Consider the following 25340-nt stretch of genomic DNA (forward strand, 5'->3'; position numbering starts at 1 on the left):
CGCTCCCGTCAGTCGTCGGCCGGTTCCGCGCCGCCGGTCTCTGCGCGGACGCGCTCGACGGCCGCGTCCACGTCGGCGCCGGCGTCAGCCGCCCGCTCCAGCACCACGTCGGCCATCAGCGGTTCGGTCCCGACCGCACCGGAGTACCAGATCCGGTGGCCGTCGACCTCGGCCGGGGTGTCCCAGCCCTCGCGGTAGTCGTCGGTCAGGCCCATGTCCTCGGGGATGTCCTCCTGGGTGTGGTAGCCGTCGGCGATGAAGAGGGGGACGACCACGACGTCGTCGCTCTCGAAGAAGTCAGTCACGTCGTCGACCTCCGGGTCCTCGTCCATGAACAGCGCCTTGACCTCGTCGAACCGGCCCATGTCGCGGATGCGGTCGGCGTGGTACTCGATGGCCTTCGCCGAGTTCTCGTTGCGCTCGGTGCCGTGGCCGACGACGGCGAGGCCGAACCCGTCACCGACGTCCGGGTCGCCGGTCACCGACTCGGCCCGCTGGACGATCACGTCGCTCATCGCCTCGTGAGTGCCGACGGGACCGCAGTAGTGGACCGTCTTGTCCACGTCGGTCGCCCGGAGCGTCGCGTGGGTGGCGCTGGTGCCGTCGGAGTCCCAGGTCTCGGGGTCCCAGTCGTCGAGGCGCAGTTCGCGGGGGATGACCTCTTCGGTGAAGTAGCCCTCGGAGATGAAGAGCGGGACGACGTACACTTCGTCGCTCTCGACGGTCCGGAGCACCTCGCGGAACGACGGCTCCTCCTTCCAGAATCCCTCGCGGACCTCGTCGAACGCGCCGGTCGCGCGGATGGTGTCGGCGTGGTCGAACGTCGGCGCACTCGACCCGGCGTTGAGATGCGACCCGTGGGCGACGATGACGAGCGCTTCCATACCCACGGGTAGGGAAAACGATCCCATAGGCGCTTCGTTGGCGACGGCCGACCGAGCAGGGGACCTCCGGGAGATTTTTCGCACCCGCCGTCCATCCGCAGGTATGACGCTCGCCGCGGACACCCGCGAGGCCGTGCGCCGCCACCCGTTCCTCTTCGACGCGCTCCGGGCGGACGTGGTCAACTACAGCGCGGCCGCCCGCTTCCTCGACGCCGACGGCGAACCCGACGCGGTGGTCGCCGCGCTCCGCCGCTTCGCCGACGACCTGCCCGAGTACGAACGACCCGGCTCGGACCCGCCGGTGAACATGCAGAGTGGGCTCGGCGAAGGCGACCCCGCCGACGCCCTGCTCGTCGTCGGCGACCGGTCGCTGGTCTCCGACGCGGGGTCGCTGACGGCGATCACGGCGGGCGGGGACGCCGACGCCGCGGCGCTCCAGCAGGTGCTCGGTCGACTCGAAACCGCCGAGGTGCCCGTGGAAGCCGCGGCGTTCGGCGGCGGTTCGCTGGTGGTCGTCGTCGGGCGGCGGGACGGCCCGGACGCCGTTCGGGCGGTCGAAGACGCGCTCGCAGGGTGAGCGTGCCACGGCGCGACGGGTATCCGACGCATTGAAGCGGCGGGCGGCGTAGCTTCGGGTAATGACGCTTCAGGTGACGAACACGCTCACGGGCGAGCGCGAGGCGTTCGAGCCGGTGAACGACGAGGAAGTCCTGCTCTATCTCTGCGGCCTCACCACCTCGGACCCCGCCCACGTCGGCCACGCCCGCACGTGGACACACACCGACGTGATCCACCGATGGCTGGAGTACCTCGGCTACGACGTACGCCACGTGGAGAACTTCACCGACGTGAACGAGAAGATCGTCGCCCGCGTCGGCGAGGTCGGCCAGGACGAGGCCGCGGTCGCCCGCCACTACACCCAGTCGTTCGTCGAGGACATGCGCGCCCTGAACCTCAAGCGCGCCGATGTCTACCCCCGCGTCTCCGAGCACGTCGACGAAATAATCGCGATGGTCGAGACGCTGGTCGACGGGGGCTACGCCTACGAGTCCAACGGGTCGGTCTACTTCGACGTGACCGCCGACCCCGACTACGGCAAGCTCTCGAACCAGGACGTCGACGACTCCGAGGCCCGGGGCGACGAGGACGAACGCGCGGAGAAGCGCAACCCCGCCGACTTCGCGCTCTGGAAGGCCGGAGGCGTCGCTCCGGAAGACATCGAGGAACACCGCCACGACGAGGCGGCACCCGCGGAAGAAGCCGCTGAGCAGGCCCAGACCTGGGACTCGCCGTGGGGCGAGGGCCGCCCCGGCTGGCACATCGAGTGCTCGGCGATGTCGACGACGCACCTCGGCGAGACCTTCGACGTCCACGTCGCCGGGTCGGACCTCGTCTTTCCCCACAACGAGAACGAGATCGCCCAGAGCGAGTGCGCCACCGGCCAGGCGTTCGCGAACTACTGGCTCCACACCGGGATGGTCCAGGTCGCCGACGAGAAGATGAGTTCGAGCCTCCAGAACTTCACCACCGCCCGCGCGGCCATCGAGGAGTTCGGCGTCGACGTGCTCCGGACGTTCTTCGTCTCGACGGTCTACTCGGCGGACCCGACGTTCTCCGAGGAGACGCTCGCCGAGGCCGAGGAACGCTGGGAGCGGCTCGAAAGAGGGTACGAACGCGCCGTCGAGGCCGCCGACAGCGTCGACGCCGTGGCGAAAGCGCCCGACGAAGCGCTCCGCGAGACCGTCGAGGCGACGCGGGCCGACTTCGAGGCGGCCATGAACGACGACCTCAACACCCGCGAGGCGATGGCTGCACTCCTCGAACTGGCCTCGGCCGTCCACGCGCACGTCGACGAGCGCGACCGGTACGACTACCCCGCGCTCAAGCGGGCCATCGACGCGTTCGAGGAGCTAGGCGGAGACGTCTTCGGTCTCTCGTTCGGGAGTCGGGCCGGCGGCGAGGTCCGGGTCGCCGAGGACCTGGTCGAACTCGTGCTCGACCTGCGCGAGCGGGAGCGCGAAGCCGGCAACTACGAGCGCGCGGACGAGCTCCGCGACCGGCTCGACGACGCCGGGGTCGAAGTCGAGGACAGCGACGACGGCCCGACCTACCGCTTCGAGTAGCCAGCCCGCGAGCGCTGTGGCTCACGCGACCGTCGAATCGGTCCGTCTCTGCGTTCGATCCCGTCTCTGCGTTCGATCCCGTTGCCGCGTTCGATCCCGTTGCCGACGGGTTTATCAGCCGACAGGTCGACCGCGCAGTATGTCACGACCGCGCGATCTCGCGATCGCACTCGCCGTCGTCCTCGCCATCGCGGGCGGAGGCTGTCTGGGCTTTCTGACCGGGAGCCAACCCTACGAGTTCGCCGCCAACGCGACCGAAGTCGACGATTCGACGCTGGAATCGACGGAGTACCGCCTGGCGAGCAGCGACTCGCCCAACCGCACGTTCAACGTCACCGCCGCCGGACAGACCCGCGAGGTGACCATCTCGAGCGAAGTCCGCACGTACAACCGGACGGTCGCCCTCGCGCCGGAGGTCGAGGGCGAGTTCGCGCGCTTCTCGGTGTACACGACGCCGGCCGCCACGGTCGCCGGCCGTTCTGTCAACCCCGTCGAGGACTGGTCGACCGAGCGGGTCGTCCGGCGGCTGGTGCGTTCGACGTCCGGCCTCGCTGACCTCCGGTTCCAGTCCAACCGGTCCGTACAGTTCCTGGGCGCCGACAGGACGGTCTCCGAGTACGGCGCCCGGCAGTCGATGGGCGGAACGGAGACGAACGTCACGATCCACCTCTCGATAGTCGAACACGACGGCGACACCGTGATCGCCGTCGCGGTCCATCCCGAGGACGTCGACGAGCGGTCACACGTCGACGAACTCCTCGCGGGACTTCGTCACCCGCCGGCGTAGACCGCCTCGTCGCGGGCTCCTGCGCGGCCCGCCGCGAACTCGCTATCCGCCGCCGCCGGCGACGCCGGTCCCGATCGCGGCGCCGCAGTCGTCGCACGCGGCGACGTAGAACCGCTTGGCCGACTTGAACAGCCCGGCCATCTTCGACTCCATGTCGACGAACTCCACGTCGGAGCTGTCGACGATCTCGGCCTCGCACTCGGGGCAATGTACCATGGCCGACAGGTGCGGCCGGCAGGGTAAGTGTCTTGTCCCGAGTCGACGTCGTCGCGCGGGCGGGTCTCCGCACGGACTGTTGTCTCGCACGCCGGCCTCGCCGCGGACCACCGTCGGGCGGACCGGCCGTAGGTTGCGTGTTCGGCCGTGCTGGACGCCGACTCACGGGGAGAAGCCCGTGAGGGCGGGCGCCTACGCTTTTCACGCTCGCGGTCATCGGGCGGGACATGAACGCGCAACTCGCCCTCGGCCTCGGGCTGACCGCGCTCGGACTCGTCGGCTACGTCGTCGGCGTCGAGACGGCCTATCCGGGCCGTTCCTTCGCCGTGACGGCCGTCATGGTCGGCGTCACGCTCGCGGCTATCGGGCGGTCGGCCGGCCCGGAGGAGTCGCCGTGACCTCCGCGCTCGTCTACCGGTCCGACGAGGTCACCGAATACGACGACCTCGCGGCGGCCAGAGCGGCGCGGGGGACGACCTGGGTCCACGCCGGCGACGCCGACCGCGCGGAGATGGACCGGATCGCCGACTGCTTCGACCTGCACCCGCTCACCGTCGAGGACATCCTGAACGACGTCCGTCCGAAGACGGAGGAGTACGAGGAGTACACGTTCGTCCTCGTCAAGCGGGCGATGCTCCGCAGGGGCGACACCACCTTCGACGAGGAGATCAAGGACGTCCCCATCGGGGTGTTCATCGGCGACGACTGGGTCGTCTCGATGACGCCCGACTCCGCCGAACCGGTCGCGCGCGTCCGCCGCGCCGTCGACTCGGGCGACGAGCGTCTCCTCCACCGCGGCCCCGACTTCACCGCCTACCGGATCATCGACGTCATCGTCGACGAGTACTTCACCCTCCTCGACGCCATCGAGGACGACATCGAAGCCGTCGAAGACCAGGTGACTTCCTCGACGGAGCTCGACACGCTCGAGGAGATAAACAGCGTCCGCCGGGAACTCCTCTCCTTCCGCAAACTCGCCTGGCCGACCCGCGAGGCCGTCGGCGTCCTCGCCCGCGGCGATCCCAGACAGATCCAGGAAGACACCGAGAAGTACTACCGGGACGTGTACGACCACCTCGTCCAGCTCGTCGACCTCACCGAAACGTACCGCGACCTGGCCTCGGGCGCCCGCGACATCTACCTCAACACGCTCGCCCAGTCGACCAACGAGGTGATGAAAGTGCTCACCGTCGTCGCGACCATCTTCATCCCGCTCACCTTCGTCGCCGGCGTCTACGGCATGAACTTCGGCGACAGTCCCTTCAACATGCCCGAACTCGGCTGGACGTACGGCTACCCGGCCGTCATGATCGGGATGATCGTCGTCGCTCTGGTCATGCTCGGCTACTTCAGTCGACAGGGGTACGTTTGAGAGGAGCGGTCGAAGCGCCGGCCGAGAGGACTGACCGACGATCGAAGCGGCTGACAGTGGGTCGAACCGACGACGGGAGCGCCGGGGGATAGGACGAACCGACGGTCGGAGAGGGTTTTTATAGTTCACAGGCGTTAGGCCCTGGTATATCAGGTGACTCTGTGAGCGACGAGGACTCGAACGGCGTCTCGGGCCACGACATCGTCGACCAGGCGCCCGTCGGTATCACGAGATTCGACGTCTCGCGGGACGGGTCGCCGGTCGTCTACGCGAACGACCGGTTCCTCGAACTGACTGGCCACGCGGCCTCCGAGGTCGTCGGTCGGAACTGGCTCGCTCTCACGGGGGCGGAGACGAGCGAAGCGTCGGTCGGGGCGCTCCGCGACGCCGTGGCTGCAAACGAGCAGGTCACTGTCGACCTCCGGAACTACCGCGCCGACGGGACGCTGTTCTGGAACCGGATCAAGGTCGCACCGGTGTGCGACGGCTCGGAAGAGACGACCCAGTTCGTCGCGTTCCACGAGGACGTGACCGAGGAGAAACACCACGAGGAGACGCTCGAAGCGCTCCACGCGGTCGCGACGCGCCTCCAGACCGCGGAGACCGTCGACGCCGTCTGCGAACGGACCGTCGCGGCGGCGTCGACGCTCCTCGATTACGACATGTGCACCGTCCTCGTCAGGAACGGCGACTGGCTGGTCCCGCGGGCGACCGCCGAGGACGCACCGCCGGACGGCAGCCGCCGCATGCGGGTCGACCAGGGCCTCGCCGGGAAGACGCACCAAACGGGCGAGGCCCAGATCGTGAACGACCTGGCTCGTGACGAGGACAGCGACCCCGCCAAGGAGATATACCGGTCGGGGATCAGCGTCCCGGTCGGAGACCGCGGGGTGTTCCAGGCCGTCCAGACGGAGACGGACGCCTTCGACGACAGAGACCTCGAACTCACGGAACTGCTCGTGACCCACACCGCCGCCACGATCGGTCGGATCGAACGCGAGAAGGCGCTCCACCGACAGAACGAGCGCCTGGAAGCGTTCGCGGAGGTCGTGAGTCACGACCTCCGCAACCCCCTGACCGTCCTGGGCGGGTCGCTCCAGATGGCGGAAGCGACGGGTGACAGCGAGCACTTCGAGCGCGGACGCCGGGCGCTCGAACGCATGGAACAGCTGATCGACGACCTGCTGTCGCTGGCCCGAACCGGTGACGTCGAGGAGGCGACCGCGGTCCACCTACCGACCGTCGCCACGGAGTCCTGGGACGCCGTCGCGACGGTCGATGCGACCCTCGACGTCGAGACGACGGCCACCGTGCTGTCTCACGGCGGGCGGTTACGGCAGTTACTGGAGAACCTGTTTCGCAACAGCGTGGAGCACGCGTCGGACGGAGTGACCGTCACCGTCGGCGACATCCCGGACGGCACCGGCTTCTCCGTCGAAGACGACGGGCCGGGCATCCCGGCAGAAGACCGGGAGCGGGTGTTCGAGAGCGGATTTTCGACGACCGGTGCCGGGACCGGGCTTGGCCTGTCGATCGTCGGAGAGATCGCGGAGGCGCACGGCTGGGACGTGTCACTCACCGAGAGCGCGAGCGGCGGGGCCCGCTTCGAGATACGCGGCGTCGAGACCGCCTCCTGACGGTCGGATCGGGGCCTCGGCCGTCAGAAGATACCGAGGCCGAAGCCGAGCAGGCCGAGGATGTACAGCGTCCCGACGACGATGATCCCGATGACGACGAGCCGCCAGGCCAGCGACAGCAGGAAGCGACCGATCAGGATGATGGCCGCCAGGACCACGAGTACCGCGAGAATACCGACGGGCGAGGCCAGCGGCCCGAGCCCGGACTGGAGTGCCAGCGCGCTGAGCATACCAGATACTCACCTCCCCGTCACCATAAGCTTCCGGGCCCGTACGACGGGCGTCTGACGGGAGCGAACGGACCTCTCCCGTCGACTGGAGCGGAGGTGGGCGCGCCGTCACTCCTCGTCGGCGGGTCCCGGGGAGAGGTCACCGGATTCGACCATCGCCTCCAGGGGGTTGTCGTCGACGGTGAGCGGGAGGTCGACCCGGCCGCGCCGGCGCGAGGACTCCCACGCCGCGAAGATCACTTCGGTCACCGAGAGCGCCCGTCGGGCCGAGAACTCCGGTTCGACGCCGTCGCGCAGGCAGTCGACCACGTGGTCGATGGCCGGCGGCACAGCCGCGGCCGGTGCGTCGGCCACCAGCGTCTCCCACTCGCCGCCGTCCTGGCGGACGCGCGCCTGTTCGTCGGCCCACGGCGTGATCTCGATGACCCCGTCGGTCCCGTGGAGGCGGTGGCGGACGTCCTCACCGACGCCGTCTGCTCCGTATCCGGTGGTGGCGATGCCCTGAACCCCGTCGTCGTAGGCCCACTGGACGAGGCCCTGGTTCTCGTTGTGCGCGCCGTACTTGACGTACTCCTCGCGGTAGTCGATCTGGCCGATCACCCACTCGACAGCCGACTCGTCGGCGTACATGTGCGCCAGGTCGATGTGGTGGGTGCCGTTGTCGAGGAGCGTGCTCGTCGACACCTCCACCCGATGGAGGTCGCCGATGGCCCCGCTCTCCAGCGCGAGTTTCGGCTCCCGCCACACCGGCGAGAACCTGCGCTGGTGGTTGAACGTCAGCTGGACGTCCCGGCGGCTCGCCTCCTGGGCCATCAGCCGCGCGTCGCCCCACGTCGTCGCCATCGGCTTCTCGCAGTGGACGGCGTCGGGGACGCCGCTGTGGACGCAGTCGAGCACGATGTCGGCGTGGGTCGGGACGGGCGTGGAGATCGAGACGATATCGGGGTCGACGACCTCCAGCATCCGCTCGTAGTCCTCGAAGATCCCGTCCTCGGGGATCGCGAACTCCTCGGCGAAGGCCGCGACGTTCTCGCGGACGATGTCGGCCGCGGCGACGATGTCGCAGTCGTCGCGGTCGCGGTACCCCTCGGCGTGGCGGTATGCCATCGCCGCGCTCTCTCCCCACACCGGGTTGTCGGGCTCCGGCCCGGTCCCGATAACGGCGATATCGTATGCCATACACTCGCCTTACGGCGATAGTACAAAAGCCCCGGGCTCCCGGACGGGTGCGCCGGAACTGCGGGCTCCCCGGTCGGGCCCGTCCGAGCGCGCCGTCCCCGGGGAGTCTTGCCCGGGTGCATCGCTACCCCCGGAGAGTCGCGCCCGAACCCGTGGACTGAAAGCCCGCCCGCGTGACGTGACGGGTATGGTACGCACTGCCATCAACCTCTATTCGGTCCGGAATCTCGACCTCCCGATGGGTGAGATCCTCGAACGCTGCGCCGCCGCCGGCTACGACGGCGTCCAGTTCTCCGGCGAGTTCGGCGGCCTCTCCCCGGAGGCGATCGCCGACCACCTCGACGACCTCGACCTGGACGTGACGGCCGCGCACGTCGACCTCGACGCGATGGAGGCCGACGCCGCCAGCGTCGTCGAGACGCACGAGACCATCGGCGCGGACGGCGCGGTCGTCCCGTGGCTCGGCGCCGAGCACTTCGAGTCCCGCGAGGCCGCCGAGGACACCGCCGAACGCCTGGAGAACGTCGCCGCGAACCTCGCCGACCACGACTTCTCGCTGCACTACCACAACCACGACCACGAGTTCGTCGCGTTCGACGACACGAACGGCTACGAGGTGTTCGCCGACGCCTGCAGCCTCCTCCTCGAACCGGACGTGGGCTGGATCGAGACCGCCGGCCACGACCCCGTCGACTTCCTGGAGCGCTACGGCGACCGGGTCGAGATCGTCCACATGAAGGACATGGACGACGGCGACTTCTGCGAGATCGGCGACGGCGACGTGGACATGCAGGCCTGCGCCGACACGGCCCGCGACGCCGGCGCCGAGTGGCTCGTCTACGAACACGACCAGCCCGAGGACCCCGCCGCGTCCATCGACCACGGCGCCCAGTTCCTCGCCGACCTCTGAAACGGACTGGCCGCGGCGCTACTCGACTTCCCGCTCCGCTCGCCGATCAGCGGCCGTCGACCCCGACTCTGGCTCCGACGCCGGTTGTGACACAGACTCCGACTCTGACTCTGGGGCCGACTCCCCGTAGACAGTCTCGGCGTCGTCGACCGATTCGGCTTCGAGCAGCCGCTCGACGCGTCGCTCGAACTCTGCGTCGCCGATCTCGCCGTCGGCGTACCGTCGACGCAGTGCGGCGAGTGCATCGGTCTGGTCGTCGGGATCCTCCGAATCCGGATCGCTGACGCGGCTCTCGTACCACCCTGCGAGCGCGCTCGCGACGGGGAGCACGCCGGCGAACCCGACGACGAAGACGATCCAGAAGTTCGACCAGCCGACGAGCGAGAGCGCGACCCCGAGCACGAGTGTCGCGCCGACGACGACTGACCCGACGGCAGAGGAGAGGTCCCCCGCCTCCGAATCGCCGCCTGCCTCGAAGACGGCGTGCTCCATCTGGGCGCCCGAGAGCGTCGCGTCCGTCAGGTCAGCGCCCACGAGGGTCGCGTGCCCGAGATTCGCGTCGCTGAGATCGGCCCCGGAGAGGTCAGCGCCGCCGAGGTCGGCGTGCCCGAGGTTCGCACCGCTCAGGTCCGCGTCCGAGAGGTCCGTTTCGCTGAGGTCCACGTGACGGAGATTCGCGTCGCTGAAGTCCGCACCGGAGAGGTCCCGACCGCTGAGATCGTCGCCCTGCCGTGGCATTCCCCCGGAGCTACACGGGTGCCCCACAAAAAGATCGGTCACGCTACGGGACACCCCGACCCGGAACGTGCCGTGCGTTCGGACCGTCGCACGCCGGCCGAACCCGGGGAGGTCCGGCCGCCGAGACCGGACGGCCAACTGTTAAGGAGACCCTTCCCAATGCGAGAATATGGATTCGTCGCTGGTTCGCCGATGTCTCGTCGGTGCCGTCGTCTTCTCACTGCTCGCGAGCGCGCTCGGCGCGAGCGTGGCCGCGGGCCTCTCCGACGCCGGGTCCCCGATTTCGGACGGGCCGTCGAGGGCGACCGGGGACGGCTTCGCCGCGGACGCGGTCGGGCCGGACGCGCCGCCCGAGCGGATCACGAAGTCGGTCACCGACTCGGGTGGGACAGCCTCGGCGGTCGGGACCGACGACGTCTTCGACGGCGCTGTGGCGAACATCTCGGCCACGCAAGAGCTCCGGTTGACGCCCGAGACGCGCGGCCAGGTCACCGTCGTCCAGCGCTACCGGGTGCCGGACCGCGTCGCGGCGCTGAAGCCGCAACTCCCGGATTCGGTGACCGTCACGGAGACGACGGGCTTCTCGCGGGGCGAGGGGACCACCTACGAGTGGGACGGCAACACGACGGAGCCGCGGATCACGTTCACGATGCAGGTCAACCAGACGCGTGATCTCGCCGGCCCGGAGGGTGCTCGCGGGCGCTACCTCTTCGTCGACGCCGGCGAGTGGGCGCTGTTCCGGAAGCCGTCGATCCCGACGAGCTGGTCCTGGCAGGGGGCCGAACCGATCGGGATCACTCGCGATTCGGTCACCGCGGGACCGGGCTACGTCGGCGAGTGGATCGCCTACATGGGCGAAATCGAGACGCACGAGCGGCGGGCACACGGCCAGCAGTTCAGGCTGGTCGTCCCCGACCGCGCGACGCTCGCCGAATCGCCCGAGTCGATCCTCGACACGTTCGCTGCCTCCTCGGACCAGTTGCGCGTCGGGGACCGCGACGACGAGGTGATCGCGTTCGCCGCGCCGACGACGACTGTCGAGTGGGGCGTGCGCGGTCTGCAGTACGGCGACAGCGACATGTGGGTCCGCGACGCCGAACCGCTCGCGACCGCCGAGAACACCTGGATCCACGAGTACGTCCACACCCGACAGGACTTCGAGACGGCGCCCTCGGCGCGGTGGACGACCGAGGCGTTCGCCACCTACTACGCCGCGCTGCTGGCGATGGATCAGGGCCACGTGGAGTTCGACGGTCTTCGCAACGTGCTCCGGCAGGGGACGAACCGCCCGCAGTCCGACGCGGTCCTCACCGACCCGTCGACGTGGGCCAACGCCGCCAACTACCTGAAGGGGAGCCTCGTCGCCGCCGACGCCGACCGGCGGATCCGCCTGGCGACGGACCGGTCGCGGTCGCTCCAGGCCGTCTTCTCGACGATGAACGCCCACCCGGGACCGGTCGACCACCGGACCGTCTTCGAGTCGGTCGGGACGGTCGGCGACGCCGAGGTCCGGCGGGCGGCGGTCACCTACGCGAGTACCGAACGGGCTCCCGACCTCTGGACGAACGCGGCCCACCGCGAGGCGTTCGGGTCGACGCCGGCGCGGGTCGAGATCGGGCTGGTCGACGGCTCTAACGCCCTCACCGTCACCGGACCGTACCGCAACCGCAGCCTCGACGGTCCCGAACTGACGCTGTTCGCCGGTGAGACGGTGACGCTCACTGGCGCCGTCTCGAACACCGGCGACGCGGCCGCCGAGTACGAGGCACGGTTCGTCGTGGACGAGCGGATCGCCGCCGTCGAATCCGGGACGATCCGACCGGGCGGCCGGACGACCCACGCGTTCGAGCGGACCTTCAGCGAACCCGGCGAGCACACGCTCGCCGTGGGGAGCGACGAGGTGACCGTCGAGGTGCACGACCCCGCGCCGACGACGGTGACGGCGTTCTCGGCGAACCGGACGACCCTCTCGGCGCCCGGCGCGGTGGCGTTCACCGCCACGGTCAGCAATACGCACGACGTTCCGGCGCGCGGGGCCGTCAGGATCCGCGGGCCGGACGGGCCGATCATCGACCGGCGGGTCGCGCTCGGTCCTCGCGAGAACCGCACCGTCTCGGGCGTCGCCCGACTGGAACGGGGTAATTACGAGTTCACCGTCGGCGACGCCGGCACGCTCACCGTCACCGTCGGACAGACCGGCGACGGCGGGGCCGGCGAAAGCGGCGACAGCCAGGGCGGCGGTGACGGTGGAAGCGGCGGGAGCACCGGCTTCGGACCCGGTTTCGGGCCGGTGACGGCGCTCGTCGCCGTGCTCGCGACGCTCGCTCTGCTCGGCCGACGCCGGGGCTGAGCGGGTGCAGCATCTGGGCCGAGCGAGCGCGGCGAGCGCACCGAACTACTCCGGGGTCGACTCGACGACTTCGAGCAGGGTGAGCGTCCGGTCGACCAGCGCGTCGGGTTCGCGGGCGAGGACGAACGTCAGCGGCTCGTCCCCGTACGCGCCGCGGTTCACGACCGCTGAAGGCGTCTCGTCGACCGAGTCGAACGCGGCCGCGACGCCGCGCTCGACGGCGCGTTCCTGGCCGTTCTGGGTGCGCTCGCCGGCGTCGAACTCGGCGACGGGACCGTCGAGTTCGTCCAGGGCGGTCGCGACGTCGTCGCCGTAGCGACAGTTGGCCGCGAACCGGAGCGCGCGGTCGTGCTCGCGGGCCGCGAGCAGCAGGCGGGCGACGTGGGTCGACGCGCCGAAACGGACCCCGCGGTTCGGGTGTGCGCCCGACAGGGTCCGCGTGATGCGCCCCTCGACGGCCGCGGTCTCGTCAGGTCGTTCGGCGTAGGGGGTCGCGCCGGCGACGTTGAGCCCGACCTCGGGCACCAGCGGCCCGACGTCCCGGTCGACGAACGACTGGACGACCCCCTCGACGGCTTCCGCGGTGGCGTCGCTGGCGGCGCGGTCGCGCAGTTCGACGGCGTGGTGGACGGCGCCAGGGCCCTCGCCAACGTCGAGGTTGTAGCGGACGGCGCGAGCGAGCAGGTCGATGCCCGCGCCGACCGCGTCGACGAGGTCGTCGCCGTGTGCGAGGCGGGCGGCGATCGCCGAGGAGAGCGTACAGCCGGAGCCGTGGGTCGCGTCGGTGTCCACCCGCGGGTGGCGGAACGTCTCGACGCTGTCGCCGGTGACGAGCACGTCGACCACGCTCTCGCCGGGGACGTGTCCGCCCTTGACCAGGGCGGCGTCGGCGCCCAGGTCGACCAGTCGCTCGCCCGCCTCGCGGGCCTCGGCCTCGCTCTCGGGCGTCACGTCGGTGAGGACCCCCGCCTCGTCGGCGTTGGGAGTGACGAGCGTCGCCTCCGCGACGAGGTCCTCGTAGGCGGATTCGGCCTCGCTGGCGAGCAGGCGGTCGCCCGACGCCGCGACCATCACGGGGTCGACGACTGCGGGCGCATCGGTCGCGCGGACTCGCTCGGTGACGAGGTCGACAACCTCGCTCGTGGCGAGCATGCCGGTCTTGACGGCTGCGACGTCCATATCGGAACAGACAGCCTCGCACTGGGCGTCGATCTCTTCCGTCGGGAGGACGTGCGTGCTCTCGACGCCCGTCGTGTTCTGCGCGGTGACACTCGTGATCGCTGTCGTGCCGAACGCGCCGCCGGCCTCGATCGTCTTCAGGTCCGCCTGGATGCCGGCGCCGCCGCCGGAGTCGCTCCCCGCGATCGCGAGGACGACCGGCGGCGCGACCGGCGCTTCCCGTCGTGTCATGTGCGGGTGTTCCCGCGCCGACACTAAAGCCGTGGCGAGACACCGACCGCAGTACGTTCCGCGCAGACAGATGGTAACTACGCACAAACACCTGCCGGCCGTGTGTGTAGACATGGAACTGGAACTGGCCGAAGTCGAGACGTACCTCGGGGAGTTCGATTACCCGGCCGACCGCGAGGAACTCGCCGACGCCTGCGGAGGCGTGACGGTCCAGCTGGCCGAGGGGGAGCGGAATCTCGGCGACCTGGTCGGCAACGCCGACGCGAACCGCTTCGAGTCGGCCGACGACGCCTACACCGCCGTCCAGAACGACCTCCCGCGAGAAGCCGTCGGCGAGCCCTACCAGTCCGAGGGCGAGGGATAGCGAGTCGGCGGGGGACGAACGGCGAGGGAGCGCCGGCAGCGAGCGGCGGGGTATCGGGAAGGTGTCGAGATGGCAGCGTCGCCTATCTCGCGTACGCGTCGAACGGGTTGTCGTGGGTCATCCGGCGGATGGTCGTCTCTTCGAAGCCCGCGTCGCGGAGCAGCGGCAGGAACGTCTCGGTGAGGTAGGTGTAGGGTTTCTGCTCCCCGCCGCCGGGTTCCGAGGGGTCGTACCAGCCCCGGTCCTGGCTCAGGAGGATCCGGTCGGTGTGGCCGGCGTCGCGGAGCGTCCGTATCCGGTCGACGTAGTCGGCGTCGTTCTGGTCGTCGCCGCCGATCCAGTCGTACTCGACGTAGGCGCCGCGGTCGGCGATTTCGCGGTGGTATCGCTCGTCGTCGGCCTGCGCGTGGATCCAGATGAACCGGTCGGCGCTGTAGCCGACCTCCTCGATCACGTCCAGTTGCCGGTGGACCACCTCGCCGTGGAGCGTGTGGCTCCCGATGGCCGCACCGGTCCGCTCGCCGGCCCGGGCGGCCGCTCTGAGGATCGTCTCCTCGTCGGACGAGAGCCCGGTCGGGTCGTCGTCGTCGGTGCTGACCTTGATCCACGCCGCCGTGACGCCGGTGTCCCCCACGCCCTCGGTGAGTTCGCCGACCAGCCACTCGGTCAGTTCGTCCTCGCTCGCGTCGCGGGCCCACTCGGGGATCGACGGCTCCTGGTAGATCCCCGTCGGGACGACGATGGGGAAGTCGGTGGCCTCCGAGACGGCCAGGTCGACGTCGACGCGGCGGCCGACGCCTTCGGGCGTGGCCTCGACGAGCGCGGTGACCCCGGCCTCGCGGGCGCGCTCGATCTCGGGCGCCATCACCTCGACGACCTCCGCGGGGTCCGCGTCGCGCCAGTTCGCCTCCTCCGCGGGCCCGAGGTCGACGAAGACGTGCTCGTGTGGCAGTATCAGCCCCAGGTCCTCCCGTTCGAGCGGTCCACGCGTCGTGTGGATTTTCACGTCTGCCGCCACGGTAGCGAACACCGTAACACCTCGCACACCGGCGAGCGCGACCGGTCCCGCGCCGTGCCGGCACCCTTATACAATATAGAGTTTGGGTATCATACCCACGGTAAAGCTTAACTCGATCAACGATAGCAACTAGAGCGAACCACACGATGTCCGAGACGCAGCGGCGACTGGAACGGGCGGCGGATCGATGCGGGACCTTCGAGACCATCGACGGCGACCTGGTGCTCTACGACCGGGAGAACACAGAGGCCTGGATCCAGGCCAGTTACGCCATCGACTTCGAGGACGTACACGCGTACGGGCCGTCCGAGTAGCCACCCGGGCCGCGCCTCACGGCGAGTGCGCGTCTCTTCTCACCCGACGGTGATCAGCGTCACGCCGGCGATCGCGAACGCCGCGGCGACGAGTCGTACCCTGAAGGCGTCCTCGCCGAGTATCACGCCCCCGAGCAGGACGGCGATGACCGCCTGCGTGTTGATGATCGGCGAGGCGAGGCTGGCCGAGAGCGTCGAGAACGCCAGCATCACGAAGTGCTCGCCCACCGCGATCAGGAGTCCGGCACCCGCGAACAGGTGCAGGTCATCCCGGACGCCCTCGGGTACCCGTCGGGCCGCCAGCGGCGCGAGCGAGAGCGGCACGACCACGAAGAGCACGAGGTTGAACGTCTCCGGCGGCACCTGCAGTTCCTGCATCAGGACGCGCTTGCCGACGTCGACCACGCCGAAGATGGCGGCGCTGGCGAGCGCGAGCTGGGCCGGGCGCGAGCGGGCCGCCTGGACGAACGGGTCGATCAGTTTCCCGGGTTCGTAGTTGGCCACGTACACCGCGGCAGTCGCGACGAGGACGCCGGCGATCTGGACCGCGGAGAGGTGCTCCTGCAGGAAGATCAGTTCGATGGGGAGGACGAAGACGGCGACGAGTTTGCTGATCGGGGCGACGTAGGACACGTCGCCGACGGCGATGGCCCGGAACGAGGCGAGGAAGGCCAGGATCGAGCCACCGACTGTAAGCGCGAACATGCCGACGCCGGGAGCGCCGAATCCGCCCGGGAGGAAGGGGCCGTCGCTCGCGACGGCGGCGATCGGCAGGTACCAGACGAGCGACGCCGCGAACGTCAGCGCGACGTACACCGTCGACGGGTAGTCGCTGAAGTAGCGCTTGATGCAGAACAGGTAGACGCCGAGGACGAGCGCCGCCATGCCGGCGTAGACCAGTCCGGGTTCCGGGCCGAACACGGCGGAAGGTTCCCCTGTGAGACCAAGAGCGTTCCCTTCTGGTCCCGGTCGCGACAGTCGACCGACACCAGGGGTGACCTACACCCAGGGGACGCCGACCGCGGAGAACACGCCGAGTCCGAGCGGGCCGAGCACCGCGAACACGACGACGAGCGTGAGCCAGGCGACGACCGCGATGGCGAGCGCCTCGACCCAGCCGCCCGAGTAGGCGACGTTCAGGACGGCGAGGTACGCGACGAAGGTCAGGATCGGCCCGAGCAGCGGGATCCACCCGAAAAACGTCCCGACGACCGCCCAGACGACCGACCCGAGTATCGCCGCGGTGACCGCTTTCTCGAAGCTCCCGCCGCCCGCGATCAGTTCGGCGCCGACGTAGATGCCGAACCCACCGACCAGTACCCCGACGACGAACGTGATCAGCCCAGTGACGAGTCCCATGAGCGAGGTCAGAAGCGGCGGGTCAAAAAAGGGAGGGGTCGCCGACCCGGTCACTCGGAGTCTGCCCGGCTCAGAGCCAGGGAATACCGCCGTAGCGCAGGTACACCATGTCGAGGATCAGGAGGAGCTGGAAGACGCCCTGGACGCCGCCGAGCATCGCGTTTTGCTTCCCGATGGCGGCGATGACCGACGGGTCCGGGTCGGCGGCGTTCATCTCCAGGTACATCCGCACTTCGCCGGGCAGCAGGAAGCCGAAGCCCTGCACCGAGAGGACCGTGACGATAGCGAGCGCGACGACGACGGCGGGTTCGGTCATCCGGAACTCGCCGATCGTGAGCCCGACCCACGCGAGCGAGCCGACGGTGACGACGGCGAAGCCGGCCCGCCAGCGCCAGTCGTCGTAACAGTCCAGCCGCCAGCCGATCAGCACGAAGACGGGGATCAGATTGGCGGCCGTGAAGATGGCCAGCCACGGTTCGGCGTGGGTAAACAGCCCCAGTCGCTGAGCGAGCGCGAGTCCGCTCGCGATCGTCACCGTCGCGAGCGACGGGAGGAGAAACGCGGTCTTGGGCGTCAGCCGCTGGAAGACCGCCGCGCTCTGCTCGTCGTCGAGCCCGCCCACGACCGGGCCGACGACCGCGCCGATGAAGAGGTCGATGCCCGTCCAGAAGACGCCCGCCATGACGTGAACGTAGGTGTGTCCCTGGAGCGACGCGACCGTCAGCGCGTAGCCCAGCGCGGCGAGCGGGACGAGGATCACCGCCACCGCGAACGCCGGATTGGCTCGCCGTCCCAGTCCGCCGACCGTACCCCTGATCGTCGTCGTCGACATACCTGTCACGACGCCGAGCATCGGTCAAAAAAGTACTCGTCCCGGTAGTTTCGAGGGTTACTGAGAGCGTCTCTCGACACCGGGCCGCCGGCGTCGGGTCGGCGTGACCGTCGTCCGTCGCGTTCCTTTTCCGCGTCCGACCACTACCGCCGGCCATGAGCGACACGGAGAACGTCGAACGCATCGGGATCTACTCCGACTACGTCTGCCCGTTCTGTTACCTGGGCCGCGAGTCCCTGTCACAGTACCAGGACGAGCGCGACGAGGAACTGGCGATCGACTGGCGCCCCTTCGACCTGCGCGCGGGCAAGCGCAACTCCGACGGGTCGATCGACCACTCGGTCGACGACGGCAAAGACGAGGAGTACTTCGAGCAGGCGAAAGCGAACGTCGAGCGCTTACAGGAGGAGTACGGCGTCGAGATGAGCCTCGACCTGTCGCGAGACGTGGACTCGTTGCCGGCGCAGGTCGCCTCCTTCTACGTCAAGGAACACTACCCCTACGAGCAGTGGCTGGCGTTCGACGTGGCGATCTTCGAGGCGCTCTGGCAGGACGAGCGCGACATCGGCGACGTCGACGTGCTCGCCGACCTGGCCGGGGAGGCCGACCTCGACCCCGAGGAGATCCGCGCCGCCGTCGACGACGAGGAGTGGCGAAACGAGGTCGAACGACGGTTCGACGAGGCGCGCCAACAGGGCGTCACCGGCGTGCCGACGTTCATCTACGGCGAGCACGCGGCCCGCGGGGCCGTCCCGCCGGAGCACATCGAGCGGCTAGTCGAAGGCGCCTGATCGGAGCCGCCCGCCGACCCACACTTCTTACGCTCGGCGGACCCACGACTGGGTAATGACCGTCAGGAAACACGCGTCGAAGCACGACCGCATCGCCGACCTGCCGCTGGTGACGGAGTCGGCGACGGTCGTCGCGACCGAGGACCTCGACCGTGACCGGACGGAGGAGGTCCGCGAGGCCGTCGACCACTGGTTCGAGGAGGCGGGCCTGGCCGACCGCTACGAGAGCGTCTCGGATTACGACGACTGGGGGACGCTCGTCGAGGAACTCCGCGCCGACGGCTATCACGGGTTCGCGCGCCGCTGCGGGGCGCTCATGGAGCGCTACGAGCGGCCCTACCCGATGCTCACGCGGATCGAGTTCGAGCCCGACGAGCCCTTCGAGTACCTCGCCGGCCAGTACGTCGGCCTGCGCTACTGCGGCAACTCCCGGGCGTACTCGCTGGCGAGTTCCCCCACCCGTGACACGGTCGAGATCTGCGTCCGCCGCGTCCCCGGCGGCGACCTCTCCCCGCAGCTCTGCGCGGACCTCTCGGTCGGCGACAGGGTGACGATGCGCGGTCCGCGCGGCGAGTTAGTGCTCGACGACCCCTCGCGGCGCGACCTGGTCTTCCTCGCCACCGGGACCGGCGTCGCGCCGTTCAAAGGCATGGTCGACTACGTCTTCGAGACGGGACTCGACGAGGTGCAGGGCCAACAGCGGGACGTGTGGGTCTTCCTCGGGGCCGCCTGGGAAGACGACCTGCCCTACCGCGAGGCGTTCCGCGAATACGCCAGCGAGCGCGACAACTTCCACTTCGTCCCCTGTCTGAGCCGCGAGTCCTACCTCTCGAAGTGGACCGGCGAGACCGACTACGTGCAACACGCGTTCGTGAAACACGTCGACGAATCGACCGTGACGGCGCCGCTCGGCCGCGAACTGGAGCAGTGGCTGGGCGAGTCGCCCGACTCCGGCGTCGACGCGCGAATCGACCCGGGGAACGCCGAAGTGTACGCCTGCGGGTTGAACGCGATGGTCCACAGCCTCGTCGACGCCGCCGAGTCCGTCGGCGTCCCCGACGACCGCATCGACGCCGAAGGGTTCGGGTAGCCCGATCAGAACGACGGACGAGCAGCGCACCAGCGCGTCGACCGAAAGAATCCTGTGAACGAAGCGAGAGGCATCGGTATGGCGACCGCCCTCTCCCGGACCCCGAGCGAGCGGATCCGACGCGCCGACGTCTTCGCGTACGTCGTCGGTCTCATGGGCCTCGTGTACGTCGGCGACTTCGCGCTGGCGGGGCTCGCGGGCACCGCGACGACGACTGCGGCAGGGCTGGCGGCTATCGGCGGGTTCGCGCTCGCGAGCGCCGTCTGGATGCACCGCAATCCGGATTCCCTCCACGACGGAGCCGAGCCGGCGCCCGCCTATCTGTACGTTCTGCCGGTCGTCTCGACCGGTGCGTTCCTCTTGCTGGCCGCGAGCTGGGTCGCGGAGTTCGTCTAGCCGCCGGCGGGCCGCGGTTTCCGACTCGGAAACAGTGCGGACGTTTTTATAGGCCCGCCGGGAATAGCGGCGAGTGATGAGCGCGGGCCAGGATCCCGAGGAGTCGGGGGTGATCTCGTTGCTGGACGACGAGTACGCCCGCGCGATCCTGGTCGAGTCGAGCCGGGAGCCGCTGTCGGCCTCGGCCCTTGCCGACCGATGCGACGCGTCGCCGCCGACCATCTACCGGCGCATCGAGCAGCTACAGGACCACGACCTCATCGTCGAACAGCAGCAACTGGACCCCGACGGCCACCACTACAAGACCTACCAGACCCGCGTCGAGCGCGTCACCGTCGAGATCGAGGACGGCGAGTACTCGATCGACGTCTCGCGCCGCGAGGTCGACGCCGCCGACCGGTTCACGCGCCTGTTCGAGGGACTGACCGAACCATGATACCGACCGCAACCGCCCTCGCTCCGATGCCGGCGCAGGTCTCGGCCACCGGCGGGTCCCCCGTCGTCGCCGCCCTGGCCCTGCTGGGTCTCGCTACGGCCGCCGGGCTCTCCGTGCTGATCGCCTACGAGGCGCTGAAAGGCTACCGCGGGACCCGCGACCGCGCGATGCTGTTCCTCGCGGTCGGGATCGTCCTCCTGACCGGCGGCCCCATCGCCCTCCGCATCCTGCTCCCGACGTTCACGGAGACGCCCGAGTCCGTCCGCCTCCTCTCGACGACCGTCAGCGAACTGCTCGGCCTCGGCTGCATCCTCTACGCCATCTACGGACAACCATGACCGGACGCACGCGACCCGAAGACGCGACCGCCCCGACCGCCGCCCGCCAGGAGGTGGGCCCATGAGCGGCGACCCGCTCGCGCTCGCACTTGCGCTGGCGTTCGCCGAGACGATCCCGCCCCTCCAGACTATCGTCGGCGTCACGCCGGCGACGCTCGCGCGGTCGCTGACGGCCGTCGTCGGGCTGTTCGTGGCCTACCAGGCGTTTCGCGGCTACCGGCGCAACGACAGCCGCCCGATGCTGTTCCTCGGCCTCGGCATCTTCCTCGTGACCGCGCTCCCGTTCGTCGTCACGACGGTACTCGCCGGTCCGCTCGGCGCCAGCGACGCCGCGGCCGTCCTCGCCTGGACGATCCTAGAGATCCTCGGCCTCGGCTCGATCCTCTACGCGCTGACCGGCGCGTGAGGGCCAGTCCGCGACTCTCCGCGACTCCGTGCCGATCGTCGACTCGCGCGGTCGGCCTGCACTATCACCATTCGTTTTACTACACCGGCGGGCGAGCAGCCGACAATGAGTCAACGGGTTTCGCTCCCCCCTGTCCCCGGCGGACCGCGCGCCCTCCTCTGGCGGTTCCTCCGGGTCCCGCTCCGCCTCCAGACGTACGCGAACCTGCTGTACCTCTCGGCGCTGTTCCCGGTCGGACTTGGCTACTTCATCGCCTTCACCGTCGGGTTCGCGCTCGGCCTCGGGCTCTCGGTGCTCCTCGTCGGGATCGGCCTGATCGTCGGTATGGTGTATCTGACGCGCGAACTGACCGCGCTCGAACGGTTCGTAGCGGACCGCGCGCTCGCCGTCGACGTGCCGGCTGGCGACGGTGACCAGCCACCGCTCTCAGATCCCGTCGCCCACCTCAAGTACGTCTTCACCAGCCTCTCGACGTGGAAGGGGCTCGTCTATCTGGTGAGCAAGCTCGCGCTCGGGGTCGGGGCGTTCACCCTCCTCGTCTCGCTCGGGGCGATATCGCTGTCGTTGCTGTTCGTCCCGCTGTACTACGAGGACGTCAACGTGGGAGTCCACCCAGTTTCCGGCGAGGTGAGCGCGCGGCCGTCGATCGAGTTCGCCCTCCAGACCTGGCAGGTCGGCCTGACCATCCCCTTCCGGGTGACGACGTGGTACGTCACGACGCTCCCGGAGGCCCTCGCGGTGTCGGTGGTCGGCGTGCTGGCGGCGATCTGCTCGCTCCACGTCTGTAACTTCGCCGCGCGGGTCGCAGGGTGGTACGCGTCCCTGTTGCTCGGCGGGACCGACCGGTCGACGGTCCGTCGGATCCTGGACGTGTAACTCGCCGCCCCGGCTCAGTCCTCGCCGCTGACGAACGCCTGGACCTCGTCGACGCTCAGGACCTCCCCCTCGCGCGTCGCGACGAGTTCGCCGTCGACGAACAGCATGAGTTTGGGGACGCTGCGCACGTCGTACTCGTCGACGAGGACGGGGTCGTCGCGCGGGTTCATCGTCGCGACGACCGCGTCGGTGGTCTGGGCGGCCCCGCTCAGGACCGGCTCCATCGCTTTGCACTTGCCGCAGCCCTCGGTGTGGAACTCGACGAGGACGCGGTCGTGGTCGGCGATGACGTCGTCGAGGTCGTCGCGATTCGACAGTGAAACCGGGCGGTCGTGTGTCGCAGCCATACCGGATCCACGGTCCGGAGACGTGTAAGCGTCGCGCCGGTCGTCCCGACAGTGGCCGAGTCGGTCGCGGGACGCGGACCCGATGGATATAACCCGGACGGTCCGCTGTCTCACACCCATGGACGCGGCTCTGGGTGCGCCGGCGAAGATGGCCGACCGGGAGGACGACCTGACGCCGATGATGGCCCAGTACTTCGAGCTCTGCCGGGAGTACGACGACTCGCTCGTGCTGTTCCAGGTGGGCGATTTCTACGAGGCGTTCTGCGAGGCGGCCGAGCGAGTCGCGCGGCTCTGCGAGATCACCCTCACCAAACGCGAGGACTCCACCGGCGAGTACGCGATGGCGGGCATCCCCATCGACAACGCCGAGTCGTACATCGAGCGACTGCTGGAGGCCGGCTACCGGGTGGCCGTCGCCGACCAGGTGGAAGACCCCGACGAGGTGACCGGCGTCGTCGACCGCGCGGTCACGCGCGTCGTCACGCCCGGAACCCTGACCGAGGACGAACTCCTCCGCAGCGCCGACAACAACTACGTCGCCTGCCTCACAGCGAGCGACACGGACCGCGACGCCTCGACGGGCGAACGCGACCGGGCCCGCGGGACCGCTCGCCCGAGGGCGGACGAGAACGGTCCCTACGGGCTGGCCCTGCTCGACGTGTCGACCGGCGACTGCTACGCGACGAGCGCCGACCGGCTGGACTCGGTCGCCGACGAACTCGGCCGGTTCGCCCCCGCAGAGGCCATCGTCGGCCCGGACGCCCCGGTCGACGTCTTCGACGGCGACTGCATGGTCTCGCCGTACGAGCGAACCGCCTTCGAGACGGATCGAGCACGCGAACGCGTACAGGCGTACTTCGGCGACCTCGCCCTCGCCGACCAGGCCGAGGTCCGCGCCTGCGGTGCCCTGCTCGCCTACGCCGAGTACACCCGCGGGGGCAACCCCGACGCGGGCGACATCGGCGACGACTCGACGGCGGCGGTCGCCGGGCCGGGCGGGACGACCGCCGAGGGCGAAGCTACCGCCGCGCTGGACTACATCAACCACCTCACCCGGTACGACCCCCGGGAGTACATGCTGCTCGACCGGGTCGCCCTGGAGAGCCTCGAACTGTTCGACCGCCGGGCGGTCCACGGCCACCAGGGGCTGACGCTCGTCGACGCGCTCGACGAGACGGCGTGTGCGCTCGGGCGACGGAAACTGAACGACTGGCTCCGGCGCCCCCTGCTCGACGAGGACCGTATCGCCGCCCGCCACGACGCCGTCGCGGAACTCACGGGCGACGTGACGCTGCGCGAGCGACTCCACGAACTGCTCGACGACGTGTACGACATCGAGCGGCTGGTCTCGCGGGTGGCCCGCGGCCGGGCGAACGCCCGGGACCTGCGCTCGCTCCACGACACGCTCGCCGTCGTCCCCGACGTCGAAGCGGCGCTCGCCGACGTCGAATCCAAGACGCTCGTCGAACTGCGGGAGAACCTCGACTCGCTCGCGGACGTGCGCGACCTCATCGACCGCGCGATCCGGGAGGACCCCGCCGCGGAACTCACCGAGGGCGGCGTCGTCAAGCCGGCGTTCGACGACGAACTCGGGACGCTCCGCGAGACCGAACGCGAGGGCAAGGCGTGGATCGACGACCTCCAAGCCGGCGAGCGCGAGCGCACCGGCATCGACTCGCTGAAGGTCGGCCACAACTCCGTCCACGGCTACTACATCGAGGTGACGGACCCGAACCTCGACAGCGTGCCCGACGACTACACGCGCCGGCAGACGCTGAAGAACGCCGAGCGCTTCGTCACGCCGGAGCTCAAGGAGCGCGAGGACGAGATCATCCGCGCCGAGGGCCGCGCCGACGACCTCGAGTACGAACTGTTCTGCGAGGTCCGCCGCGACGTCGCCGAGGAGTCCGAGCGCGTGCAGGCGCTGGCGGACCGACTCGCACGGCTGGACGTGTTCGTCTCGTTCGCGAGCGTCGCGGCGAAGTTCGACTACAGCCGACCGGAGGTCGGCGCCGACGGCTTCGAGGTCGAGGCCGGGCGCCACCCGGTCGTCGAGCGGACCGAGGAGCGGTTCGTCCCGAACGACGCGCACTTCGACGACCAGGACTTCTTCGCCGTGATCACCGGTCCGAACATGAGCGGCAAGTCGACGTACATGCGCCAGGTGGCGCTCATCGCCGTGCTCGCTCAGGCGGGGAGCTTCGTCCCCGCCGCGGCGGCCCGACTGCCAGTGGTCGACCGGGTGTTCACCCGCGTCGGCGCCAGCGACGACATCGCCGGCGGCCGGTCGACGTTCATGGTCGAGATGACCGAACTCGCCGACATCCTCGGGAACGCGACGGAGAACTCGCTGGTCCTCCTCGACGAGGTGGGACGGGGCACCAGCACCGCCGACGGCCTCGCCATCGCCCGCGCGGTCACCGAACACGTCCACGACGAGGTGGGCGCGACGACGCTGTTCGCCACCCACCACCACGAACTGACCGGCATCGCAGACGAACTGCCCGGCGTGTTCAACCTCCACTTCGAGACCGAGCGCGAGGGCGACGACGTGGTGTTCGAACACGAGGTCGCGCCGGGTGCCGCGGCCGCCTCGTACGGCATCGAGGTCGCCAAGATGGCCGGCGTCCCCGACGACGTGGTCGCGCGCTCCCGGGAGTTGCTCGACGAGAGCGACGCGGGGGCCGCCGCCGAACCCGCCGTCGAGACCAACGGCCACGACTCGTCCGAAAGCGTCCGGGTCAGTAACACGGCCGACGACCCTGACGACGGTGACCGCGACGACCGTGACGTCGACGAGCCGGCGGATTCGCCGCTGGCGGAGGAACTCGAAGCCCTCGACGTCGCGACGATGACGCCGCTCGAAGCGATGAACGCGCTCGCCGAACTGAAAGAGTCGCTGGACGAGTGAGAACGGCCGGGGTCGACGCTCCCTCG

29 protein-coding genes are annotated in these 25340 nt (G+C 69.6%); 18 read left to right on the plus strand and 11 right to left on the minus strand.

Annotation, left to right across the window (positions count from 1 at the left end; genetic code table 11):
- Positions 1 to 8 precede the first annotated feature (8 nt).
- Positions 9 to 884, minus strand: coding sequence for a CbiX/SirB N-terminal domain-containing protein (locus ACMGFE_RS21515; RefSeq protein WP_436927348.1), 876 nt, complete (start codon positions 882 to 884; stop codon positions 9 to 11).
- Between the two features lie 103 nt (positions 885 to 987).
- Here ACMGFE_RS21515 and ACMGFE_RS21520 point away from each other — a divergent pair, with 103 nt between their 5' ends.
- The 3 genes from ACMGFE_RS21520 to ACMGFE_RS21530 all read left to right on the plus strand — a co-directional run bounded on the left by ACMGFE_RS21520 (position 988) and on the right by ACMGFE_RS21530 (position 3794).
- Entirely contained in the window at positions 988 to 1461 is a 474-nt protein-coding gene (locus tag ACMGFE_RS21520) for a DUF7523 family protein (protein WP_436927349.1), read from the plus strand.
- Between the two features lie 61 nt (positions 1462 to 1522).
- Positions 1523 to 3007, plus strand: a complete 1485-nt coding sequence (gene cysS, locus ACMGFE_RS21525; RefSeq protein ID WP_436927350.1) for a cysteine--tRNA ligase — start codon at positions 1523 to 1525, stop codon at positions 3005 to 3007.
- Between the two features lie 139 nt (positions 3008 to 3146).
- Positions 3147 to 3794, plus strand: a complete 648-nt coding sequence (locus tag ACMGFE_RS21530) for a DUF6517 family protein (protein ID WP_436927351.1) — start codon at positions 3147 to 3149, stop codon at positions 3792 to 3794.
- A 42-nt stretch (positions 3795 to 3836) separates the two neighbouring features.
- On the opposite strand, the gene ACMGFE_RS21535 is transcribed toward ACMGFE_RS21530, so the two are convergent.
- Entirely contained in the window at positions 3837 to 4010 is a 174-nt protein-coding gene (locus ACMGFE_RS21535) for a hypothetical protein (RefSeq protein WP_436927352.1), read from the minus strand.
- A 227-nt stretch (positions 4011 to 4237) separates the two neighbouring features.
- On the opposite strand from ACMGFE_RS21535, the gene ACMGFE_RS21540 reads away from it, so the two are divergent.
- From ACMGFE_RS21540 to ACMGFE_RS21550, 3 genes are all read left to right on the plus strand, one after another.
- Positions 4238 to 4408, plus strand: coding sequence for a hypothetical protein (locus ACMGFE_RS21540; RefSeq protein ID WP_436927353.1), 171 nt, complete (start codon positions 4238 to 4240; stop codon positions 4406 to 4408).
- Positions 4405 to 5382: a magnesium/cobalt transporter CorA gene (gene corA, locus ACMGFE_RS21545; protein ID WP_436927354.1), complete on the plus strand. Its 978-nt coding sequence runs from the start codon at positions 4405 to 4407 to the stop codon at positions 5380 to 5382. The genes ACMGFE_RS21540 and corA overlap by 4 nt, the downstream gene beginning before the upstream one ends.
- A 161-nt stretch (positions 5383 to 5543) precedes the next feature.
- Positions 5544 to 7019, plus strand: coding sequence for a receiver/sensor box histidine kinase (locus tag ACMGFE_RS21550; protein WP_436927355.1), 1476 nt, complete (start codon positions 5544 to 5546; stop codon positions 7017 to 7019).
- A 23-nt stretch (positions 7020 to 7042) separates the two neighbouring features.
- Here the strand turns inward: ACMGFE_RS21550 and ACMGFE_RS21555 are convergent, their stop codons facing one another.
- Both ACMGFE_RS21555 and ACMGFE_RS21560 read right to left on the minus strand, forming a co-directional pair.
- Entirely contained in the window at positions 7043 to 7249 is a 207-nt protein-coding gene (locus ACMGFE_RS21555) for a DUF8029 family protein (protein ID WP_436927356.1), read from the minus strand.
- Between the two features lie 108 nt (positions 7250 to 7357).
- The gene (locus tag ACMGFE_RS21560) at positions 7358 to 8428 is read right to left on the minus strand and encodes a Gfo/Idh/MocA family protein (RefSeq protein WP_436927357.1); all 1071 of its coding nucleotides are present in this window, start codon (positions 8426 to 8428) and stop codon (positions 7358 to 7360) included.
- A 187-nt stretch (positions 8429 to 8615) separates the two neighbouring features.
- Here ACMGFE_RS21560 and ACMGFE_RS21565 point away from each other — a divergent pair, with 187 nt between their 5' ends.
- Positions 8616 to 9338 carry a sugar phosphate isomerase/epimerase family protein gene (locus ACMGFE_RS21565; protein WP_436927358.1) on the plus strand — a complete coding sequence of 241 codons (723 nt, stop codon included), beginning with the start codon at positions 8616 to 8618 and terminating at the stop codon, positions 9336 to 9338.
- A gap of 18 nt (positions 9339 to 9356) precedes the next feature.
- Here the strand turns inward: ACMGFE_RS21565 and ACMGFE_RS21570 are convergent, their stop codons facing one another.
- On the minus strand, positions 9357 to 10076 hold the full coding sequence (locus tag ACMGFE_RS21570) for a pentapeptide repeat-containing protein (protein ID WP_436927359.1): 720 nt from the start codon (positions 10074 to 10076) through the stop codon (positions 9357 to 9359).
- 169 nt (positions 10077 to 10245) lie between these two features.
- On the opposite strand from ACMGFE_RS21570, the gene ACMGFE_RS21575 reads away from it, so the two are divergent.
- Positions 10246 to 12426: a PGF-CTERM sorting domain-containing protein gene (locus ACMGFE_RS21575; protein ID WP_436927360.1), complete on the plus strand. Its 2181-nt coding sequence runs from the start codon at positions 10246 to 10248 to the stop codon at positions 12424 to 12426.
- A 45-nt stretch (positions 12427 to 12471) separates the two neighbouring features.
- On the opposite strand, the gene thiD is transcribed toward ACMGFE_RS21575, so the two are convergent.
- A complete protein-coding gene (gene thiD, locus ACMGFE_RS21580; protein ID WP_436927361.1) occupies positions 12472 to 13836 on the minus strand; it encodes a bifunctional hydroxymethylpyrimidine kinase/phosphomethylpyrimidine kinase in 1365 nt (454 codons plus the stop codon).
- A 112-nt stretch (positions 13837 to 13948) separates the two neighbouring features.
- Here thiD and ACMGFE_RS21585 point away from each other — a divergent pair, with 112 nt between their 5' ends.
- Entirely contained in the window at positions 13949 to 14200 is a 252-nt protein-coding gene (locus ACMGFE_RS21585; RefSeq protein WP_436927362.1) for a DUF5789 family protein, read from the plus strand.
- Positions 14201 to 14282: 82 nt separating this feature from the next.
- Here the strand turns inward: ACMGFE_RS21585 and ACMGFE_RS21590 are convergent, their stop codons facing one another.
- Positions 14283 to 15230 (minus strand): phosphotriesterase family protein, encoded by a 948-nt coding sequence (locus ACMGFE_RS21590; RefSeq protein ID WP_436927363.1) that lies wholly within the window; start codon positions 15228 to 15230, stop codon positions 14283 to 14285.
- Positions 15231 to 15364: 134 nt separating this feature from the next.
- Between ACMGFE_RS21590 and ACMGFE_RS21595 the strand changes: the two genes are divergently transcribed.
- A complete protein-coding gene (locus ACMGFE_RS21595) occupies positions 15365 to 15532 on the plus strand; it encodes a DUF7331 family protein (RefSeq protein ID WP_436927364.1) in 168 nt (55 codons plus the stop codon).
- A 39-nt stretch (positions 15533 to 15571) separates the two neighbouring features.
- On the opposite strand, the gene ACMGFE_RS21600 is transcribed toward ACMGFE_RS21595, so the two are convergent.
- The 3 genes from ACMGFE_RS21600 to ACMGFE_RS21610 all read right to left on the minus strand — a co-directional run bounded on the left by ACMGFE_RS21600 (position 15572) and on the right by ACMGFE_RS21610 (position 17687).
- Complete coding sequence (locus ACMGFE_RS21600) at positions 15572 to 16453, minus strand: EamA family transporter (RefSeq protein ID WP_436927365.1); 882 nt, start codon at positions 16451 to 16453, stop codon at positions 15572 to 15574.
- A gap of 78 nt (positions 16454 to 16531) precedes the next feature.
- Positions 16532 to 16891, minus strand: coding sequence for a hypothetical protein (locus ACMGFE_RS21605; RefSeq protein ID WP_436927366.1), 360 nt, complete (start codon positions 16889 to 16891; stop codon positions 16532 to 16534).
- A 70-nt stretch (positions 16892 to 16961) separates the two neighbouring features.
- Positions 16962 to 17687: a hypothetical protein gene (locus tag ACMGFE_RS21610; protein WP_436927468.1), complete on the minus strand. Its 726-nt coding sequence runs from the start codon at positions 17685 to 17687 to the stop codon at positions 16962 to 16964.
- 191 nt (positions 17688 to 17878) lie between these two features.
- On the opposite strand from ACMGFE_RS21610, the gene ACMGFE_RS21615 reads away from it, so the two are divergent.
- From ACMGFE_RS21615 to ACMGFE_RS21645, 7 genes are all read left to right on the plus strand, one after another.
- Complete coding sequence (locus ACMGFE_RS21615; RefSeq protein ID WP_436927367.1) at positions 17879 to 18514, plus strand: DsbA family oxidoreductase; 636 nt, start codon at positions 17879 to 17881, stop codon at positions 18512 to 18514.
- A 55-nt stretch (positions 18515 to 18569) separates the two neighbouring features.
- Positions 18570 to 19604, plus strand: coding sequence for a ferredoxin--NADP reductase (locus tag ACMGFE_RS21620; protein WP_436927368.1), 1035 nt, complete (start codon positions 18570 to 18572; stop codon positions 19602 to 19604).
- A gap of 78 nt (positions 19605 to 19682) precedes the next feature.
- Positions 19683 to 20000, plus strand: coding sequence for a hypothetical protein (locus ACMGFE_RS21625; RefSeq protein WP_436927369.1), 318 nt, complete (start codon positions 19683 to 19685; stop codon positions 19998 to 20000).
- 76 nt (positions 20001 to 20076) lie between these two features.
- On the plus strand, positions 20077 to 20436 hold the full coding sequence (locus ACMGFE_RS21630; RefSeq protein WP_436927370.1) for a helix-turn-helix domain-containing protein: 360 nt from the start codon (positions 20077 to 20079) through the stop codon (positions 20434 to 20436).
- A 26-nt stretch (positions 20437 to 20462) separates the two neighbouring features.
- Complete coding sequence (locus ACMGFE_RS21635) at positions 20463 to 20774, plus strand: DUF7521 family protein (protein WP_436927371.1); 312 nt, start codon at positions 20463 to 20465, stop codon at positions 20772 to 20774.
- A 61-nt stretch (positions 20775 to 20835) separates the two neighbouring features.
- Positions 20836 to 21180 (plus strand): DUF7521 family protein, encoded by a 345-nt coding sequence (locus ACMGFE_RS21640; RefSeq protein ID WP_436927372.1) that lies wholly within the window; start codon positions 20836 to 20838, stop codon positions 21178 to 21180.
- Between the two features lie 105 nt (positions 21181 to 21285).
- Positions 21286 to 22056 carry a sensor domain-containing protein gene (locus tag ACMGFE_RS21645; protein WP_436927373.1) on the plus strand — a complete coding sequence of 257 codons (771 nt, stop codon included), beginning with the start codon at positions 21286 to 21288 and terminating at the stop codon, positions 22054 to 22056.
- Between the two features lie 14 nt (positions 22057 to 22070).
- Here the strand turns inward: ACMGFE_RS21645 and ACMGFE_RS21650 are convergent, their stop codons facing one another.
- On the minus strand, positions 22071 to 22403 hold the full coding sequence (locus ACMGFE_RS21650; protein WP_436927374.1) for a thioredoxin family protein: 333 nt from the start codon (positions 22401 to 22403) through the stop codon (positions 22071 to 22073).
- Between the two features lie 118 nt (positions 22404 to 22521).
- On the opposite strand from ACMGFE_RS21650, the gene mutS reads away from it, so the two are divergent.
- Complete coding sequence (mutS, locus tag ACMGFE_RS21655; RefSeq protein WP_436927375.1) at positions 22522 to 25314, plus strand: DNA mismatch repair protein MutS; 2793 nt, start codon at positions 22522 to 22524, stop codon at positions 25312 to 25314.
- The last annotated feature ends 26 nt before the right edge of the window (positions 25315 to 25340 follow it).

Source organism: Halosimplex amylolyticum, assembly GCF_051414035.1.
Classification (GTDB): domain Archaea; phylum Halobacteriota; class Halobacteria; order Halobacteriales; family Haloarculaceae; genus Halosimplex; species Halosimplex amylolyticum.